Below are 13,843 nucleotides of genomic sequence, written 5' to 3'. Positions count from 1 at the left end.
GGAGGGGCGACGTCAGGAACGGCGGTCGGAGAGGCGTCCGGGGCTGGGGAACCTGATGTACCGGCGGCCGGCGCAACCGGCCGCGCGCCGCTCCTGCGCCGCTTCCTCCGCGGGCCGCCACCGCCCGTTCGTGTGCGCGGGGCCGTGCGCGTCCGCGCAGTGCGGTTCGGCGGCCTCGGGGGACGACTCGCCGATCGCGAGGAGCTCCGGCGGGGCGTGGTCGACCTGCAGGGTGGTGTGGTCGATGCCGTACTCGTCGTGGACCATCCGCTGCGCCGCCTGCCGTACGGCGTGGCAGTCGGCGCCGGGGGCGACGAGGATGTGCGCGGACATGGCGGGATAGCCGCTGGTGACCTCCCAGATGTGCAGGTCGTGCACCTCGACGACGTGTTCCAGGGCGGCGGCCTTACGGCCGATCTCGGCGGGGTTCATGCCGGCCGGAGCCGCCTCCATGAAGACCCGGCCGGACTCGCGCACCAGGCCCCATCCGGCCTTGAGCATCAGGGCGGCCACGACGAGGGCGGCCAGGGCGTCGGCCCGGCCCCAGCCGGTCGCCCAGATCACCGCGCCGGCGGCGGTGGTGGCGATGAAGGCGAACAGGTCGTTGAGGATGTGCTGGAAGGCGCCCTCGACATTGAGGCTGGCGCGGTTGGCCTTGTTCAGCAGCCAGGTCGCGGCCAGGTTCACCGCGATCCCGGCGATGCCGGTGGCGACGACGTACGCGCCTTCGACCTCGGGGGGCTCGATCAGCCTGCGTACGCCCTCGTAGACGAAGTAGACGCTGAGCAGCAGCAGCGTGATCCCGTTGATCTGGGCGCTGATGATCTCGGCGCGTTTGAGGCCATAGGTGAAGCCGCCCTGCGGCGGGCGGGCGGCGATCCGCATGGCCACGATCGCGAAGGCGATGGCGATGGCGTCGGTGAGCATGTGCCCGGCATCGCTGATCAGGGCCAGGGAATGCGCGATGACGCCGATGACGACCTCGACCGCCATGAAGCCGACGATGAGCGCCAGCGCGCCGGTCAGCAGACGCCGGTCGGCCTCGGCGCTCACCGCGTGCCCGTGCCCGTGCCCATGACCATGACCATGACCGTGCTCGCGCGCGTGCTCATGGCTCGCGTCCTTCCCGGTCTCACCCATCGTCCCGGTCCTTCTCCTCATGTCCGATGTGCGTGATCGCCAGGTCGAACAGCAGTCGCACGTGCGAGTCCGCGAGGCGGTAGTAGGCCATCCTTCCCGCACGCCGCACCTTCACCACGTTGTGGACCCGCAGCAGGCGCAGGGCGTGGGACGCGGCGGACATGCTGTGGCCGGTCGCCGCGGCGAGATCGCACACGCACATCTCGCCGCCCTCCAGCAGCGCCGCGATCAGCCGCAACCGCCCGGGATCGGCCAGCAGCCCGAAGATCTGCGCCAGGTCCTCCACCGTCTCAGCGGCCGGCATTGCCCTTCTGACGGTCTCCACCCGGCCGGCGTCCACCACCGGCAGCGCACAGGAGTCGGCCGTCACGAGATCCACAACACTTGAACGATCGTTCACGTGTGAGAGTGTAGGCGACGCCTGACGCATGTCAACGCCTCCCACCCGGTGGCCCGTACGGCCGTCGTCCGGCGGATGACAAGATCGGCGCATGAGCACCACCGATCCAGTACTGCGGGCCCTGGTCTTCGCCGTGTCCATGGCGAAGGAGCGAATGGGCGTCGCCCTCGCCGTGAACGGCACGGTCATCACCGGCCATCTCGTCTCCCCGGAGGAGTACGCCGACGCGGTGATCGAACAGATCCGCCGGTCACACGCCGAGGAGATACCCGCGGGCCAGGGCCCCGAAGGCTTCTTCATGCGCATCGCCGAGAGCGCGAAGGAGCGCCGCGAGCGCCACCGTGCCGCCGCGCTCGCCGGCGACTTCGACTCCGGCTCGGAGCAGGACCTTCCGGACTACCTCCACCTCGTCGACGCCTTCACCGGCGACCGCCCGGCGGGCGGTGCCGGAGCGACCTGGAGGATCCGTCTCGAAGACGTCAGCGGCTGGTCGCTCGCTCAGGTGGGCACCCCGGACGGGCGACCGGCGTGACGTCCCGCTCGGCCCCTGCTCCCTGAGGAGCAGGGGCCGAGCGGAGGTTCACGGCTGGAACGATCCCGCCGCCGACGTCTGACAAGGGCAGTCATTGGGCCTTCACTGTTAGGAAACTTTCTTTTATATTTGCGCCACCCCCCAGCAGTGAGGAGCACACATGCGAAGAACGCTGACCTTCCTCGCGACGGCGACGATCGCCATCGGCGCCACGGTGTTCGTCGCCTCACCGGCTCAGGCGCACGGCTACATCTCGTCGCCCCCGAGCCGCCAGGCGATGTGCGCCCAGGGCCGCGTCCCCAACTGCGGCGACATCGTCTACGAGCCCCAGAGCGTGGAAGGGCCGAAGGGGCTGCGCAGCTGCAGCGGCGGCAACGCCCGATTCGCCCAGCTCGACGACGAGAGCAGGCCATGGCCGGCCACCAGCGTCGGCAACACCGTCACCTTCACCTGGTCGCTGACCGCCCGCCACGCCACCAGCACGTGGGAGTACTACATCGGAGGCACGCGGGTCGCCGTCTTCGACGACCAGGGACGCCAGCCTCCCGCCACCGTCAGCCACACCGTGAACCTGAACGGACGGACGGGCCGGCAGAAGGTCCTCGCGATCTGGAACGTGGCCGACACCGCCAACGCGTTCTACGCCTGCGTCGACCTTCAGGTCGGCGGGGGCGGGACGCCCAGCCCCACGCCCACTCCGTCCCCGACGCCGACGCGTACTCCGAGCCCGTCTCCCACGCCGACGCGCACCCCCACGCCCACTCCGACGGTTCCCGGCGGCACCTGGGCCGCCGGGACGGCGTACAAGGTGGGCGACCGGGTCACCTACGGCGGGGCGACGTACCAGTGCAGGCAGGCCCACACGGCGCTCGTGGGCTGGGAGCCGCCGAACGTCCCCGCGCTGTGGCAGAGGATCTGAGATGAGCGGGCGGACCCGTGGTGCGCGCGGCCGCGGGTCCGCTCCGGAGGGCCCGGCCCGGACGCCTCGGCCCGGGCGTCGCGGGTCAGGCGACGTGGAGGTGCACCTCGGCGCCCTGCATGAAGGCCCGCGAGTAGGGGCACTCGCCGTGAGCCTGCTCCACCAGCCTGCGGGCCGCCTCGGGCTCGACCCCCGGCAGGCGTACGGTCAGGTCCGTGGCGATCGTGTAGTCGTCGGCGGTGCCCCGCTTGCGCAGCGTGACGGCCGTGTCCACGGTGGCGTCGGCGGTCCGGACGCCCTGCCGGCCGGCCACCAGGGTGAGCGAGTTGTGGAAGCAGGAGGCGTAGGCCGCGGCGAGCAGCTGCTCGGGGTTGGTCGCCCCGCCCGGCCCGCCGAGCTCCCCGGGTGCCTTGATGCGGACGTCGAGCATGCCGTCGTCCGACGCCACCTTGCCGAGGGCGGAGGAGGCCCGGGCCGTGTACAGGTCGTGGTAGGATTCGCCGCCCTCGCGGGCCGCCTGCCGTCCGGGCCGGTCTGTGGAGTGGTCTCCGGGTAATTCCCCGGTCAGCTCCGCCTCGACTCCAGGCCCCGAGTAGTCGGGCCCGGGCGCCCGATCGCTCGGCAGATGGGTGAATCGCCGTATTTCCTCGCTCATAGCGCATCCCTCGTCCGCTCACGTCGCGCCCCGGTCGGGATCGGCCGTCACGTACCCCCTGAGCGGCCCGATACCGGACCTCGGAGGCAAAAGTTCCCATCAGCGGCGGCTCAGTGTCCCTGTGCTACGGTCCCGGCAGGCATTCCCCAGCAAACGGTGAAATCTCTGTCATGGCGGCGAGGGGTGGGTTCGGTATGAGTGGGGCTGTCCGATGGGGCGTCCTCGGAACGGCGGGCATCGCCGCGCGGGCGTTCCTGCCCGCGTTGCGTGAGGCCGGCGGGGGTACGGCCGCCGTTGTGGCGGGCCGCGACCTGTCCCGTGCCGAGGAGTTCGCCGCGCGGAACGGCGTCGACCGGGCCGTACGCGGCTACGAGGCCGTCATCGAGGACCCGAGCATCGACGCGGTCTACGTCCCGCTGCCGAACGCCCTGCACGCGCCGTGGACGATCGCCGCCCTGGAGGCGGGCAAGGCGGTCCTGTGCGAGAAGCCGCTGTGCCTCACCCCCGCCGAGGCCGGCGACGTCATCGAGGTCGCACGCCGGTCGGCCCGGCCGCTCTGGGAGGCGTTCGTCTTCCCCTTCCACCCCCAGACGGCGCGGCTGCGCGACCTGCTCGCCGAGGGCGCGATCGGCGACCTGCGGGAGATCTGGTCGACCTTCCATTTCACGATGGAGGGCACCGTGAACATCCGGCTCGACCCGGCACTCGGCGGTGGCGCGCTCTACGACGTGGGCTGCTACCCGGTGCGGCTCGCGCAGTTACTGTTCGGCGGTGACGCCGTCGCCGGCCACGCCGTCGTCGTCAAGGGCGAGGCGGGCGTGGACATCGAGACCGCCGGGGTCCTGGAGTTCGGCACCGGCCGCCTGATGATGAGCTGCGGCTTCGACCTGCCGTTCACGACGTACACCCGCCTGGTCGGCACCGGCGGGGAGATCCGGCTGACCAACCCGTTCCACCCCGAGCCGCACGACGGGCTCGAGGTGTGGCGTGCGGGCCGCCTGGTCGAACGGCACGAGCCGGGCGGGGGGACCGCGTTCTCCTGGGGCATCCGGCACATCCACGAGGTGCTGCGCGGGGAGGCCGAGCCCCGGCACACGGCGGCCGACGACTCCCTCGGCACCGCCCGCGCCCTCGACATGCTGCGCTGACCCCGCCGCCGATCCGACCCATCCGGGAGGCGGCCACCCGTGGTATGCATGGGCGATGGCGAACCCCCGGCCGTACGACGCGGTGCTGTGCGACCTCGACGGCGTCATCCGTTTCTTCGACCACACCGAGCTGACCGAGCTGGAGCGCGCCGCCGGTCTGGGCGAGGGGACCACCATGAAGGTCTTCTTCGCGCCCGATGCGGGCCGGCCGGCGCTGCTCGGGCGGATCACCGTCGAGCAGTGGACGGAGGCGGCCGAGGCCGCACTGGCCCTCCAGACGCCGCCGGAGCGGGCCCGCGCGCTGGTCACGGCGTTCGTCAAGGCGCCGGCCCGGGCGGACGAGGAGGTGCTCGGCCTGCTGCGCCGGGCCCAGGCGCACGTGCCCGTCGTGCTGGTGACCAACGCGACGCTGAGCCTGGAGGACGACCTCGCCTGGCTGGGGCTGGCGCACTTCGCCGACGAGGTGGTCAGCAGCGCCCTGACCGGGGTGGCCAAGCCCGACCCCCGCATCTACGAGATCGCCGCCGAGCGCGCGGGCGTCCCGGCCGGGCGCTGCCTCTTCGTCGACGACCGGGCGGAGAACGTCGAGGCGGCCAGGGCACTGGGCATGACGGCCGTCCTCTTCACCGGCGCGCCCGGCCTGGAGACGGCGCTCGCGCCGCTGCTCGGCTGACCCGGCCGCCCCTGGTGGAGGTCTCCGGTGCGCGCGGATCAGTCGCGTACGACGCCGGAGACGACGGTGGTCACCATCCTGTGGACGGCGTCGGCCCGCGGCGGGCCGCCGTCCCGGTCGGCGAACAGCAGGTGCGAGGCGCCGAGCAGCGTGGGGGCGAGCGTGTCGACGTCGGCGTCCGCCGTGATGCGGCCCAGATCGCGCTCGGCCGTCAGGTAGGCGGCGAGCATGGCCGCTGCCTCCGTCAGGAGCGGAAGGCCGGGGCCCGGCCTGGCCTCGCGCAGCCGGGCACGTAGCCCGTCCCGGGAGATGATCAGACCGACGACCGCGACGGCGACCGACCCGAACAGGTCCGTCAGCACGCCGGTGAGGTTGCCGGCGACGGTGCCGGTCCCGGCGGCCTGACGCAGGGCGGCGGCCTGGGCGTCGACCCTGGCGATGCCGTCGAGCACGAGCTCGGCGAGGAAGGCGTCGAAATCGGCGAAGTGCCGGTGCAGGACGCCCTTGGCGCAGCCCGCCTCGGTGGTGACCGCCCGGCTGGTCAGCGCGCTCGGCCCGTCCCTGAGCAGGACGCGCTCCGCGGCCGCGAACAACTGCTCCCGCGCGTTGTGGAGGGCAACCCCCGTCGGCACCGTTCCGTTCCTCTCGTCCGTTCGTCGACTGTATCCGGTTTGACGAGTGGGCATGCGCCCACTCATAGTGGGCGCATGCCCACTACACTTCCCGAGAACGAACCGCACAAGGCCAGGGGAATGGCGGAGTCGTTCGGCGTGGACCCCGAACGCTACGACCGGACCCGGCCCCCCTATCCCGCCGCGATGGTGGAGCAGATCATCGCCGCGAGCCCCGGGCGCGAGTTCCTCGACGTCGGCTGCGGCACCGGCATCGCAACCCGGCAGTTCCGGGAGGCCGGGTGCACGGTCCTCGGCGTCGAACCCGACGCGCGGATGGCGGACTTCGCGCGCCGCGACGGGATCGAGGTCGAGGTGTCGACCTTCGAGGCCTGGGAACCGGCGGGCCGTACGTTCGACGCGGTCGTCGCCGGGACGGCCTGGCATTGGGTCGATCCGGTCGCCGGGGCGGTCAAAGCGGCCGAGGTGCTGCGCCCGGGCGGCCGGCTGGCGGCGTTCTGGCACGTCTTCGAGCTCCCACCGGCCGTGGCGGAGGCCCCCGCCGCGGTCTATCGACGGGTGCTGCCCGGTTTCCCCGCGCAGGACCGGCCGGCGGGGCCGGCGCTCGACGGATACCGGCCGTTGTTCGCCAAGGCCGCCGACGGGATCGGGAAGGCGGGCGCCTTCGGCGATCCCGAGGAGTGGCGGTACGACTGGCAGCGGTTCTACACCCGCGACGAGTGGCTGGACCAGATGCCCACGTCCGGCGTCCTCACCCGGCTTCCACAGGACACGCTCGCGGAGGTGCTGGCGGGCGTGGGGGACGCCATCGACGCGATGGGCGGCGGCTTCACGGTGTCCTACGTCACGGTGGTGGTCACCGCGGCACGCGGGTGAGCATCACGGGCGGGATGTCCGGAGACGGGATGATGCTCACCGAGCCGGCACCCGGCCGCCACCGAGGAATCAACTTGTAGTAATGACTCGCGGTCAGCTTCGAATCGGAGACGCTCTCGATTCGAAGGAGAACCATGCGCCGGCGACTCGTCCTGAGCTCGGACGTACGACCGACGCGGGGAAGGTCTTCCCGGGCCGGTCGCCCTGGCGGGTCGGCGATCTCACGCTGGCCGAGATCCGCAGGCTGGACGCCGGCTCGTGGTTCTCACCGCGGTACGCGGGGGAGGCGGTGCCCACGCTCGGCGAGGCGCTGCGCGCGATGCGCGGCAGCGGCCTCGGGCTCTTGCTGGAAATCAAGGAGCCCCGGCGCTACCCCGGCATCGAGGCCCGGGTGGCCGAGGAGATCGGGCGCGACCCGGCCTGGCACGGCCGGATCGTCGTGCAGTCGTTCGACTGGGACTCGATGCGCCGCTTCCACCGCCTGATGCCCCGGGTGCCGATCGGCCTGCTCGGCACACCGCCCGCCCGGGACCTGCCCGGCCTGGCCCGGTTCGCCGACCAGGTCGACCCGCCGTACGCCGGCGTCACGGCGGAGTACGTCCGGCGCGTCCACCGGCTGCGCATGAAGGTCCTCGCCTGGACCGTGGACGACCCCGGCGCCGTACGCCGCCTGATCGGCGCGGGTGTGGACGGCGTCATCACCGACAGACCGGACGCCGTACGAGAAACTCTCGAGATGACGGCGGCGCTCAGACGGGGTAGGTCACGGAGGTGAGCCGCTGGGAGACCTCCCACAGGCGCTGCCCCAGACCGCTGTCGTGCGCGCGGGCGGCCGCCCTGACCCGCTCGGGATGTCCACGGATCTCGAACAGGCCGCCCGGACCGTAGTAGTCGCCGCCGACGGCCTCATGATCGGTCGCCGCGCGCAGGGTGGGCAGCGCGCCCATGGCCGGAGTCCGCCCGAACAGCCGGGCGATCAGCAGGTTCGGCACCCGGAACCACGGCGAGGAGTAGCGGAACACCTCCGTCGCGGCGCCTCCCGGATGTGCGGCCAGCGCCGCGGTGGGCGCTCCGGACGCCCGCAGCCGCCGCTGCAGTTCGTAGGCGAACAGCAGGTTGGCGAGCTTCGACCGGGCGTAGGCGCCCGCGCCCGAGTCGGGGGCGTCGGTGTCGATGCGGCCGAACCGGTGGCCGATGCTGCTGACCGTCACCACGCGGGACCCGGGCACGGTCAGCAGCAGGTCCAGGCGCACCACGTCGACGGTTGCCCGCGGCGCGTCGCGGCGGATCCCGCCGGCCGCCGTCTCGGCCTTGGCGAGGTCACGGCAGGCGAGCACGACCGTCGCGCCGCGCAGGGCCAGCGCCTTGGCCGTCTCGAACCCGATGCCGGTGTTGGCGCCGGTCACCACGGCCGTCCGGCCCCGCTGGCCGGGGATGTCCTCGTGGGTCCATGCGTTCAAGCCGGAGGCCGGGATGGACGACATCGCGGCGGCGGCCGGGGTGGCCGTGGGCACGCTCTACCGGCACTTTCCACCAAGAACGACCTGGTCGCCGCCGCCCACCGGGACCGTACGCTGCGGCCCGACGTCACGGTCGACGACGTCGCCCTGCTCCTGACCACATCACCGGGCGCCGGGACGCCGGAGCGCGCCCGGGTGCGGTGGGTGGAGCTCGCCGTACGCGCTCTCGCTGCCGGGCGGCGGTCAGAAGGCGTAGCGGACGGTGCAGTACGGGAGCTTGCCGGCGATCAGGTCGGTGAGCGCGGTGACGTAGCGGCCCTTGTGGCCGGTCTTGTAGCGGACGTTCCAGCCGCCGGTCTGCGAGCGCTTCGGCTGCTGGAGGTCGGGACGCCACAGCACCTCCTCGGCCTTGGGATGCCAGCCGAGGTTGACCTCGTGCAGCCGGTCGTTGTGCGTGAGGAAGATGACCTCGGCGGCGAGCTGGGCGCGGGCCGCCGGGCTCAGCGCGTCGTCGAGCTGCCCGAGCAGCTCGGCCCAGTCCTCCAGCCAGCCGTCGCGCACGACCACCGGGCTGAAGTTGACGTGCACCTCGTATCCCGCCTCGACGAAGTCGTCGATCGCCGCGATCCGGCCGGCGACGGGCGAGGTGCGGATGTCCAGCAGCTTGGCGTCGGCGGCCGGCATCAGGCTGAAGCGGACGCGCGTACGGCCCCGCGGGTCCCAGCCGAGCAGGTCGCGGTTGACGTACTTGGTGGCGAAGCTCGCCTTGGCGTTCGGCAGGTCGCGGAAGAGGTCGACGAGGTCGCGCACGTTGTCGGAGACGGTCGCGTCCACCGAGCAGTCGGAGTTCTCGCCGATGTCGTAGACCCAGGCGTGCGGGTCCACCTGGTTCGGCTCGGGCTTGACGCCCTGGCGCCCGGCGTGCCTGGCGAGATATCCCGTGATCTTGTCGATGTTGGCGAACACGGTGATCGGGTTGCTGTAGCCCTTGCGGCGCGGCACGTAGCAGTACGCGCAGGCCATGGCGCAGCCGTTGGCGGTGGAGGGCGCGATGAAGTCGCTCGACCGGCCGTTGGGCCGCGCGGTGAGCGACTTCTTGACGCCGAGGACCAGCGCCTCGGTCTTGATCCTGACCCAGCGGGCCACGTTCGCCTCGTCCCCGTACAGCTCGGGGATGCGGTGGTGGGCCTCGATCTCGATGCGCTCGGCCTCGGGGAACCGCTCCAGGATCTCCTTGCCGCGCGGCAGTTCGGCGGCTGCGGGCTCGACGTAGATGCGGCGGATGTCCAGCAGTCTCTGGCCTTCGTTCACCTGGATATAACAACTCGGTAATGGAACGACTTCCCAGGTCAGAGGGCATTCAGGTGCTGGTCGGCGGGGCACGCGTATGCCGTCCTCGAGGCCAGGGTCCAGGTCCGCACGGCGGTCCCGCAGCGGCGGCAGCGCTCACGTTTGTAGACCCACCGCTCGTCCGGCGCGTCCGGGTCGCTGACCACCTGCCCGGCGTCGCGCCCCAGCGCGAGGTAGCGCACGGCGGCGTCCCAGAGCCGCCCGGCGGCCTCGGCGCCGATGTCGCGGGCGCCGGGGTCGAGGCCGGTGAGGAAGAGCAGCTCGGCCCGCCAGGCGTTGCCGACCCCCGACCACACGCCCTGGTCGAGCACGGCCGCGCCGACCGGGACGTGGGCCGCGAGCAGGCGTCGTACGGCCTCGGTTCTGTCGATGTCACCACGCAGGGGGTCGGGGCCGGTCGCGGCCCGCAGCGCCGCCAGCGCCCGCTCGTCCATCGGCTCGCAGCGGGCGGGCGCGATCAGGTCGAACGCCGCCTCGCCGGTCGCCAGCCGCAGCCGGGTGCCCTTGCGGGGCGGGGCCGCCGGGTCGTCGTACCGCAGGAAGAGGCCCTGCATGCCGAGGTGCACGTGGATCGGCGGGGCGCCCTCCAGCCGGTAGAGCAGGTGCTTGCCGAGCGCCTCCACGCCCTCGACGACCCTGCCGTCGTACGGCCCGGCGTCGAACCTGCCCTGCGGGCTGGTGGCCCTGACCACCCGGCCGGCGAGCGCCTCGTGCTGCTCGTCCGCGTAGCGATGGACCAAATGCCCCTCCGGCATGCCCCTCGCCCTACCCGTCCCGTCCGGAGATACCGTTCGGATCATGACTTACGAGCCGACGTCTGAGGAGTTGCGGCACCTGCGCCGCTGTGTGGAGCTGGCGAAGGAAGCACTTGAGGCGGACGACGAGCCGTTCGGCTCGGTGCTCGTCTCCGGCGACGGCGAGGTGCTGGCCGAGGACCGCAACCGGGTGGCGGGCGGCGATCACACGCGGCACCCGGAGTTCGAGCTGGCGCGCTGGGCCGCGGCGAACATGACGCCGGAGGAACGCGCGAAGGCCACCGTCTACACCTCCGGCGAGCACTGCCCGATGTGCGCGGCGGCGCACGGGTGGGTGGGACTCGGGCGGATCGTCTACGTCGCGTCGTCGGCGCAGCTCGCGCGGTGGCTGGCCGAGTGGGACGTGCCGCCCCCGCCGGTGCGGACACTCCCGGTCAACGACGTCGCGCCCGGTGTGCGGGTGGCCGGGCCCGTGCCCGCGCTGGCCGACGAGGTTCGCGCGCTGCACCGCCGCCTCCACACCGGCTCCTGAGGCCGTTTCCCGGTGCTTCCCGCGCACCTACGGATACCCTCCGCTGCATGGTCATGGGTGAGGGGGACTGATGCGTACCTGGTTCGAGCCGCATGAGGACGAGGAGTTCGAGGCGGCCAAGGACCTGCTGGTCCGCCGCTGCCTCGTCTGGGCGGGCGAGCGCGGCATGGCCGCGGACCCGCTGGTGCTGGAGGCGGCCCTGGACTCCCGCCACCGTAGCGTGGACGGCCGGCTCGGCTACTGGGACGAGGCGCAGGTGCGCAGGTTCCTGCTGGAGTGGATCCCGCGATACGTCACCGCAACCCGGGACGAGCTGGACGCGGCGCCGGAGAGCCTGCTGACCCTGCTGCGTTACGTCGCCGCGAAGGGGCTGCGCGACCCCCGTGGCGCGACCCCGGCGGAGCTGGAGCGGGCGGTGCGAACCGCCGTCGCGGACTATCCGGCGGCGCTCGACGACCCCGCGCGCATGGGCCTCGCGAAGTTCTGGGCGCAGACGGCGCTCGACAACGGTGTCGACCTGACCGACCGCAGGGCGCTGGAGAGATTGCCCCACGACGTCGAGGCGGGCCGGCTGCCGTACGACGCCGAGGCGCTCGACAGGGTGATCGAGGCCAGGTTCGCCCGGCCGCACCTGGACGAGCAGCGGGCCTTCCCGCAGCCCCCGCTGGTCCTGCCGCCCGCACGCGAGCTCGCCGAGGCGGCGGCGCGCAGCGAGGTCGTACGCCGGCTGACGGCCCTGGCCGACTGGGCGGGAGCCGAGGGCCGGACGCTCACCGAGGCCGGTCATCTGCGGAGAGCCGACGCCCGGGAGCTGGCCGGGCTGCTCGGCACCGGCGAGCAGGACGCCGAGGTCCGCAGCGCGGCCGAACTGCCGGGCGTCGGCCTCATGCTCGCCTGGGCGAAGCGCGCTCGGCTCGTCCGGGTGACCGGCGGTCGCCTGCTCCGCGTCGCCAAGGCCGCGCCGCTGCTGCGTGACCCGGAGAAGCTGTGGACGCGGGCGTTCGAGGCGTACTTCGAACTGGGCCGCGACATGCCCGCGTCGCTGACGCTGCTGTCGTCCGTGTTCGGCGACCTCATGCCCGACGTGCTCAACAGCGCGTACGGCATGGCGAGGCCGATGCCGGTGGCCCGGCTGGAGGAGTTGGTCTGGCTGGTCTGCCAGGACTACGTTCCGTCCGACCGCGTGCCGGAGGAGACGTGGCGCCATCGGGTCGGGGAGGAGCTGGCGCGGGCGCTGGAGCCGCTGGCCGAGCTCGGCGCCGTGGAGCTGAGCCACGGCGTGGCCGACGAGCTGTACTCCAGCGACCTCACCGGCGATCTCCCCGAAGACGGTGATCTCGTCGACGACGGTGATCTCCCCGGCGACGATCTCACTGGTGGCGGGCTTCCGCTGTCCGCCGAGGCGCGGGCCAGGCTGCTGCGGCGGCTCGCCGAGCCAGGCCTCCTCGTACGGCTGACGCCGCTCGGCGCGAGGGCCGTGCGGGATCGGATGCTGGCCGAGGGCAGGGACGCCCCCTTGATCGGCGAGCTGGTGGACGCTCCGGCCGCCGAGCTGCTGGGGGTGCTCATGCAGCACTACCCGCCGGACGCCGCCGCGCAGGAGCTGGACGGCTGGCTCGCGGCGCACAACGGGGATTGCGGGCCGCTGGTGGACGCGGTCCGCGCCTGTTCCTTCCGCACCCGGGCGGCCGCGATGCTCTCCCTCCTGGCCGAGATCCGTCCGGACCTGCGGCCGATGCTGCCCGGCCTGCGTACGGACCCGGTGCTGGGCCCCCTCGTCCTGCTGGAGCTCTCCGATAGCGGTGGACTCGGCGCCGACGAGCATCTGCTGGTGACGACGGAGGGTGTGCTCGGCCTGCTGGAGATCGCGGGCCCGGAGAAGGTGCTGGAGCACTTGCGCGCCATGGCGGGGCCGAACGCGCTCGCCCTCGTCGAGGCGATGGCCGGCTCCGGCCACCCCGCCGAGGAGAGCATGGAGGAACTGCGCAGGCTGGTCCTCGACAGCTTGCGCGCGCGGTCCCATCCGTTGAGGTTGGTGCCCGGCTCGCGTCCCGGCGCCCGGGGGCGTACGGCGGGACGCAGGCGTAAACGCTGAGGCGAAGCAGTCAGGGCCTTCCTCAGCGCAGGCCCCCTCGGCGAGGTGCCGGTCGTCGGGACGGTCCGATCGTCTCCGGCAGGGGCGTCCACGGCGCGGAGTGATCGGTCCTGGGATACTTCGGCGGTGTCCGAGCACCATCCGCCGCGTGAGGCGAAGGTCCGCCGAGTATGGCCGTGGCTGGTCCTGGCGGTGTCCGCCTCGGCGGTGCCCGTGATCCTCCCCGTCTCGGCGGGGGGCGGACACCTCGGCTACCAGGCGATTCTCTCCTTCCTGGGGCTCTTCGTCGGAGTCGCCGCGCGACCGTTGTACGGCGTGGACGCGATGGTCGCGTGGTATCTGCCGATGCTCGTCCTGGTGGTGGCCGTCCTCCACCGGCACCTGCGACGGACGAGGTGGGTCGTCGCGGCACTGCTCGGCGTCATGACGGTCGTCAACCTGGTGATGGCGATCGACGAGTTCCCGCACGCGGTGACCGTGGCGGACATCAGCGCGGGCAGCCAGCCCGATTTCTCCGGTCCGGGCGACTTCCTGCCCGCCCTGCTCACGACGGTCGCGTACGGCGTGGCCGCGGTGGCGCTCGTGCTCGGGGCGAGGAACCGGGGAAGGCGGGCCGGTGAGGAGAGCACCAGTAAGATGCCACGGTCCAGATAGACGGAGATCCACCCTGGAAGGG

At 72.6% G+C, this 13,843-nt stretch carries 17 protein-coding genes; 10 read left to right on the top strand and 7 right to left on the bottom strand.

Translation table 11 applies throughout. The features are described 5' to 3' along the window. Nucleotides 1–12: 12 nt before the first annotated feature. A complete protein-coding gene (locus HHX41_RS26580) occupies nt 13–1,140 on the bottom strand; it encodes a cation diffusion facilitator family transporter (protein WP_182908189.1) in 1,128 nt (375 codons plus the stop codon). Then, nucleotides 1,133–1,540, bottom strand: coding sequence for a metalloregulator ArsR/SmtB family transcription factor (locus HHX41_RS26575; RefSeq protein WP_310742183.1), 408 nt, complete (start codon nt 1,538–1,540; stop codon nt 1,133–1,135). The genes HHX41_RS26580 and HHX41_RS26575 overlap by 8 nt, the downstream gene beginning before the upstream one ends. A gap of 91 nt (nt 1,541–1,631) precedes the next feature. Here HHX41_RS26575 and HHX41_RS26570 point away from each other — a divergent pair, with 91 nt between their 5' ends. Continuing rightward, complete coding sequence (locus HHX41_RS26570; protein WP_182908187.1) at nt 1,632–2,072, top strand: hypothetical protein; 441 nt, start codon at nt 1,632–1,634, stop codon at nt 2,070–2,072. Between the two features lie 160 nt (nt 2,073–2,232). Continuing rightward, complete coding sequence (locus HHX41_RS26565) at nt 2,233–2,991, top strand: lytic polysaccharide monooxygenase (protein WP_182908186.1); 759 nt, start codon at nt 2,233–2,235, stop codon at nt 2,989–2,991. An 85-nt stretch (nt 2,992–3,076) separates the two neighbouring features. Here the strand turns inward: HHX41_RS26565 and HHX41_RS26560 are convergent, their stop codons facing one another. Then, nucleotides 3,077–3,646 carry an Ohr family peroxiredoxin gene (locus HHX41_RS26560; protein ID WP_182908185.1) on the bottom strand — a complete coding sequence of 190 codons (570 nt, stop codon included), beginning with the start codon at nt 3,644–3,646 and terminating at the stop codon, nt 3,077–3,079. Nucleotides 3,647–3,840: 194 nt separating this feature from the next. Between HHX41_RS26560 and HHX41_RS26555 the strand changes: the two genes are divergently transcribed. Both HHX41_RS26555 and HHX41_RS26550 read left to right on the top strand, forming a co-directional pair. Beyond that, complete coding sequence (locus tag HHX41_RS26555; protein ID WP_182908184.1) at nt 3,841–4,794, top strand: Gfo/Idh/MocA family protein; 954 nt, start codon at nt 3,841–3,843, stop codon at nt 4,792–4,794. Between the two features lie 55 nt (nt 4,795–4,849). Continuing rightward, a complete protein-coding gene (locus HHX41_RS26550; RefSeq protein WP_182908183.1) occupies nt 4,850–5,467 on the top strand; it encodes an HAD family hydrolase in 618 nt (205 codons plus the stop codon). Nucleotides 5,468–5,505: 38 nt separating this feature from the next. Here the strand turns inward: HHX41_RS26550 and HHX41_RS26545 are convergent, their stop codons facing one another. After that, a complete protein-coding gene (locus tag HHX41_RS26545) occupies nt 5,506–6,099 on the bottom strand; it encodes a TetR/AcrR family transcriptional regulator (RefSeq protein ID WP_182908182.1) in 594 nt (197 codons plus the stop codon). A 75-nt stretch (nt 6,100–6,174) separates the two neighbouring features. Here HHX41_RS26545 and HHX41_RS26540 point away from each other — a divergent pair, with 75 nt between their 5' ends. Both HHX41_RS26540 and HHX41_RS26535 read left to right on the top strand, forming a co-directional pair. Continuing rightward, the gene (locus HHX41_RS26540) at nt 6,175–6,975 is read left to right on the top strand and encodes a trans-aconitate 2-methyltransferase (RefSeq protein ID WP_182908181.1); all 801 of its coding nucleotides are present in this window, start codon (nt 6,175–6,177) and stop codon (nt 6,973–6,975) included. A gap of 82 nt (nt 6,976–7,057) precedes the next feature. Beyond that, nucleotides 7,058–7,750, top strand: a complete 693-nt coding sequence (locus tag HHX41_RS26535; protein ID WP_182908180.1) for a glycerophosphodiester phosphodiesterase family protein — start codon at nt 7,058–7,060, stop codon at nt 7,748–7,750. Here the strand turns inward: HHX41_RS26535 and HHX41_RS26530 are convergent. Next, the gene (locus HHX41_RS26530; RefSeq protein ID WP_310742182.1) at nt 7,725–8,489 is read right to left on the bottom strand and encodes an SDR family NAD(P)-dependent oxidoreductase; all 765 of its coding nucleotides are present in this window, start codon (nt 8,487–8,489) and stop codon (nt 7,725–7,727) included. The genes HHX41_RS26535 and HHX41_RS26530 overlap by 26 nt on opposite strands. On the opposite strand from HHX41_RS26530, the gene HHX41_RS26525 reads away from it, so the two are divergent. Continuing rightward, nucleotides 8,410–8,592, top strand: a complete 183-nt coding sequence (locus HHX41_RS26525; RefSeq protein ID WP_182908178.1) for a TetR family transcriptional regulator — start codon at nt 8,410–8,412, stop codon at nt 8,590–8,592. The two genes, HHX41_RS26530 and HHX41_RS26525, sit on opposite strands and share 80 nt — an antisense overlap. An 86-nt stretch (nt 8,593–8,678) precedes the next feature. Here the strand turns inward: HHX41_RS26525 and HHX41_RS26520 are convergent, their stop codons facing one another. Beyond that, nucleotides 8,679–9,746 carry a spore photoproduct lyase family protein gene (locus HHX41_RS26520; RefSeq protein ID WP_182908177.1) on the bottom strand — a complete coding sequence of 356 codons (1,068 nt, stop codon included), beginning with the start codon at nt 9,744–9,746 and terminating at the stop codon, nt 8,679–8,681. 38 nt (nt 9,747–9,784) lie between these two features. Continuing rightward, a complete protein-coding gene (locus tag HHX41_RS26515) occupies nt 9,785–10,540 on the bottom strand; it encodes a DNA-formamidopyrimidine glycosylase family protein (RefSeq protein ID WP_182908176.1) in 756 nt (251 codons plus the stop codon). 43 nt (nt 10,541–10,583) lie between these two features. Between HHX41_RS26515 and HHX41_RS26510 the strand changes: the two genes are divergently transcribed. From HHX41_RS26510 to HHX41_RS26500, 3 genes are all read left to right on the top strand, one after another. Further along, on the top strand, nt 10,584–11,072 hold the full coding sequence (locus tag HHX41_RS26510; RefSeq protein WP_182908175.1) for a nucleoside deaminase: 489 nt from the start codon (nt 10,584–10,586) through the stop codon (nt 11,070–11,072). A 70-nt stretch (nt 11,073–11,142) separates the two neighbouring features. Continuing rightward, the gene (locus HHX41_RS26505) at nt 11,143–13,167 is read left to right on the top strand and encodes a hypothetical protein (RefSeq protein ID WP_182908174.1); all 2,025 of its coding nucleotides are present in this window, start codon (nt 11,143–11,145) and stop codon (nt 13,165–13,167) included. A gap of 126 nt (nt 13,168–13,293) precedes the next feature. Further along, entirely contained in the window at nt 13,294–13,821 is a 528-nt protein-coding gene (locus HHX41_RS26500) for a hypothetical protein (RefSeq protein ID WP_182908173.1), read from the top strand. The last annotated feature ends 22 nt before the right edge of the window (nt 13,822–13,843 follow it).

This window comes from Microbispora sp. H13382 (assembly GCF_014161445.1).
Taxonomy (GTDB): Bacteria; Actinomycetota; Actinomycetes; order Streptosporangiales; family Streptosporangiaceae; genus Microbispora.
This window is presented reverse-complemented; position numbering and strand designations above follow the sequence as displayed.

What these genes read in the sequence shown, in the direction of transcription:
- HHX41_RS26580 (WP_182908189.1), bottom strand. Translation starts at nt 1,140, where the DNA reads ATGGGTGAGACCGGGAAGGACGCGAGCCATGAGCACGCGCGCGAGCAC.
- HHX41_RS26570 (WP_182908187.1), top strand. Translation starts at nt 1,632, where the DNA reads ATGAGCACCACCGATCCAGTACTGCGGGCCCTGGTCTTCGCCGTGTCC.
- HHX41_RS26565 (WP_182908186.1), top strand. Translation starts at nt 2,233, where the DNA reads ATGCGAAGAACGCTGACCTTCCTCGCGACGGCGACGATCGCCATCGGC.
- HHX41_RS26560 (WP_182908185.1), bottom strand. Translation starts at nt 3,646, where the DNA reads ATGAGCGAGGAAATACGGCGATTCACCCATCTGCCGAGCGATCGGGCG.
- HHX41_RS26555 (WP_182908184.1), top strand. Translation starts at nt 3,841, where the DNA reads ATGAGTGGGGCTGTCCGATGGGGCGTCCTCGGAACGGCGGGCATCGCC.
- HHX41_RS26550 (WP_182908183.1), top strand. Translation starts at nt 4,850, where the DNA reads ATGGCGAACCCCCGGCCGTACGACGCGGTGCTGTGCGACCTCGACGGC.
- HHX41_RS26540 (WP_182908181.1), top strand. Translation starts at nt 6,175, where the DNA reads ATGCCCACTACACTTCCCGAGAACGAACCGCACAAGGCCAGGGGAATG.
- HHX41_RS26535 (WP_182908180.1), top strand. Translation starts at nt 7,058, where the DNA reads ATGACTCGCGGTCAGCTTCGAATCGGAGACGCTCTCGATTCGAAGGAG.
- HHX41_RS26525 (WP_182908178.1), top strand. Translation starts at nt 8,410, where the DNA reads ATGTCCTCGTGGGTCCATGCGTTCAAGCCGGAGGCCGGGATGGACGAC.
- HHX41_RS26515 (WP_182908176.1), bottom strand. Translation starts at nt 10,540, where the DNA reads ATGCCGGAGGGGCATTTGGTCCATCGCTACGCGGACGAGCAGCACGAG.
- HHX41_RS26510 (WP_182908175.1), top strand. Translation starts at nt 10,584, where the DNA reads ATGACTTACGAGCCGACGTCTGAGGAGTTGCGGCACCTGCGCCGCTGT.
- HHX41_RS26505 (WP_182908174.1), top strand. Translation starts at nt 11,143, where the DNA reads ATGCGTACCTGGTTCGAGCCGCATGAGGACGAGGAGTTCGAGGCGGCC.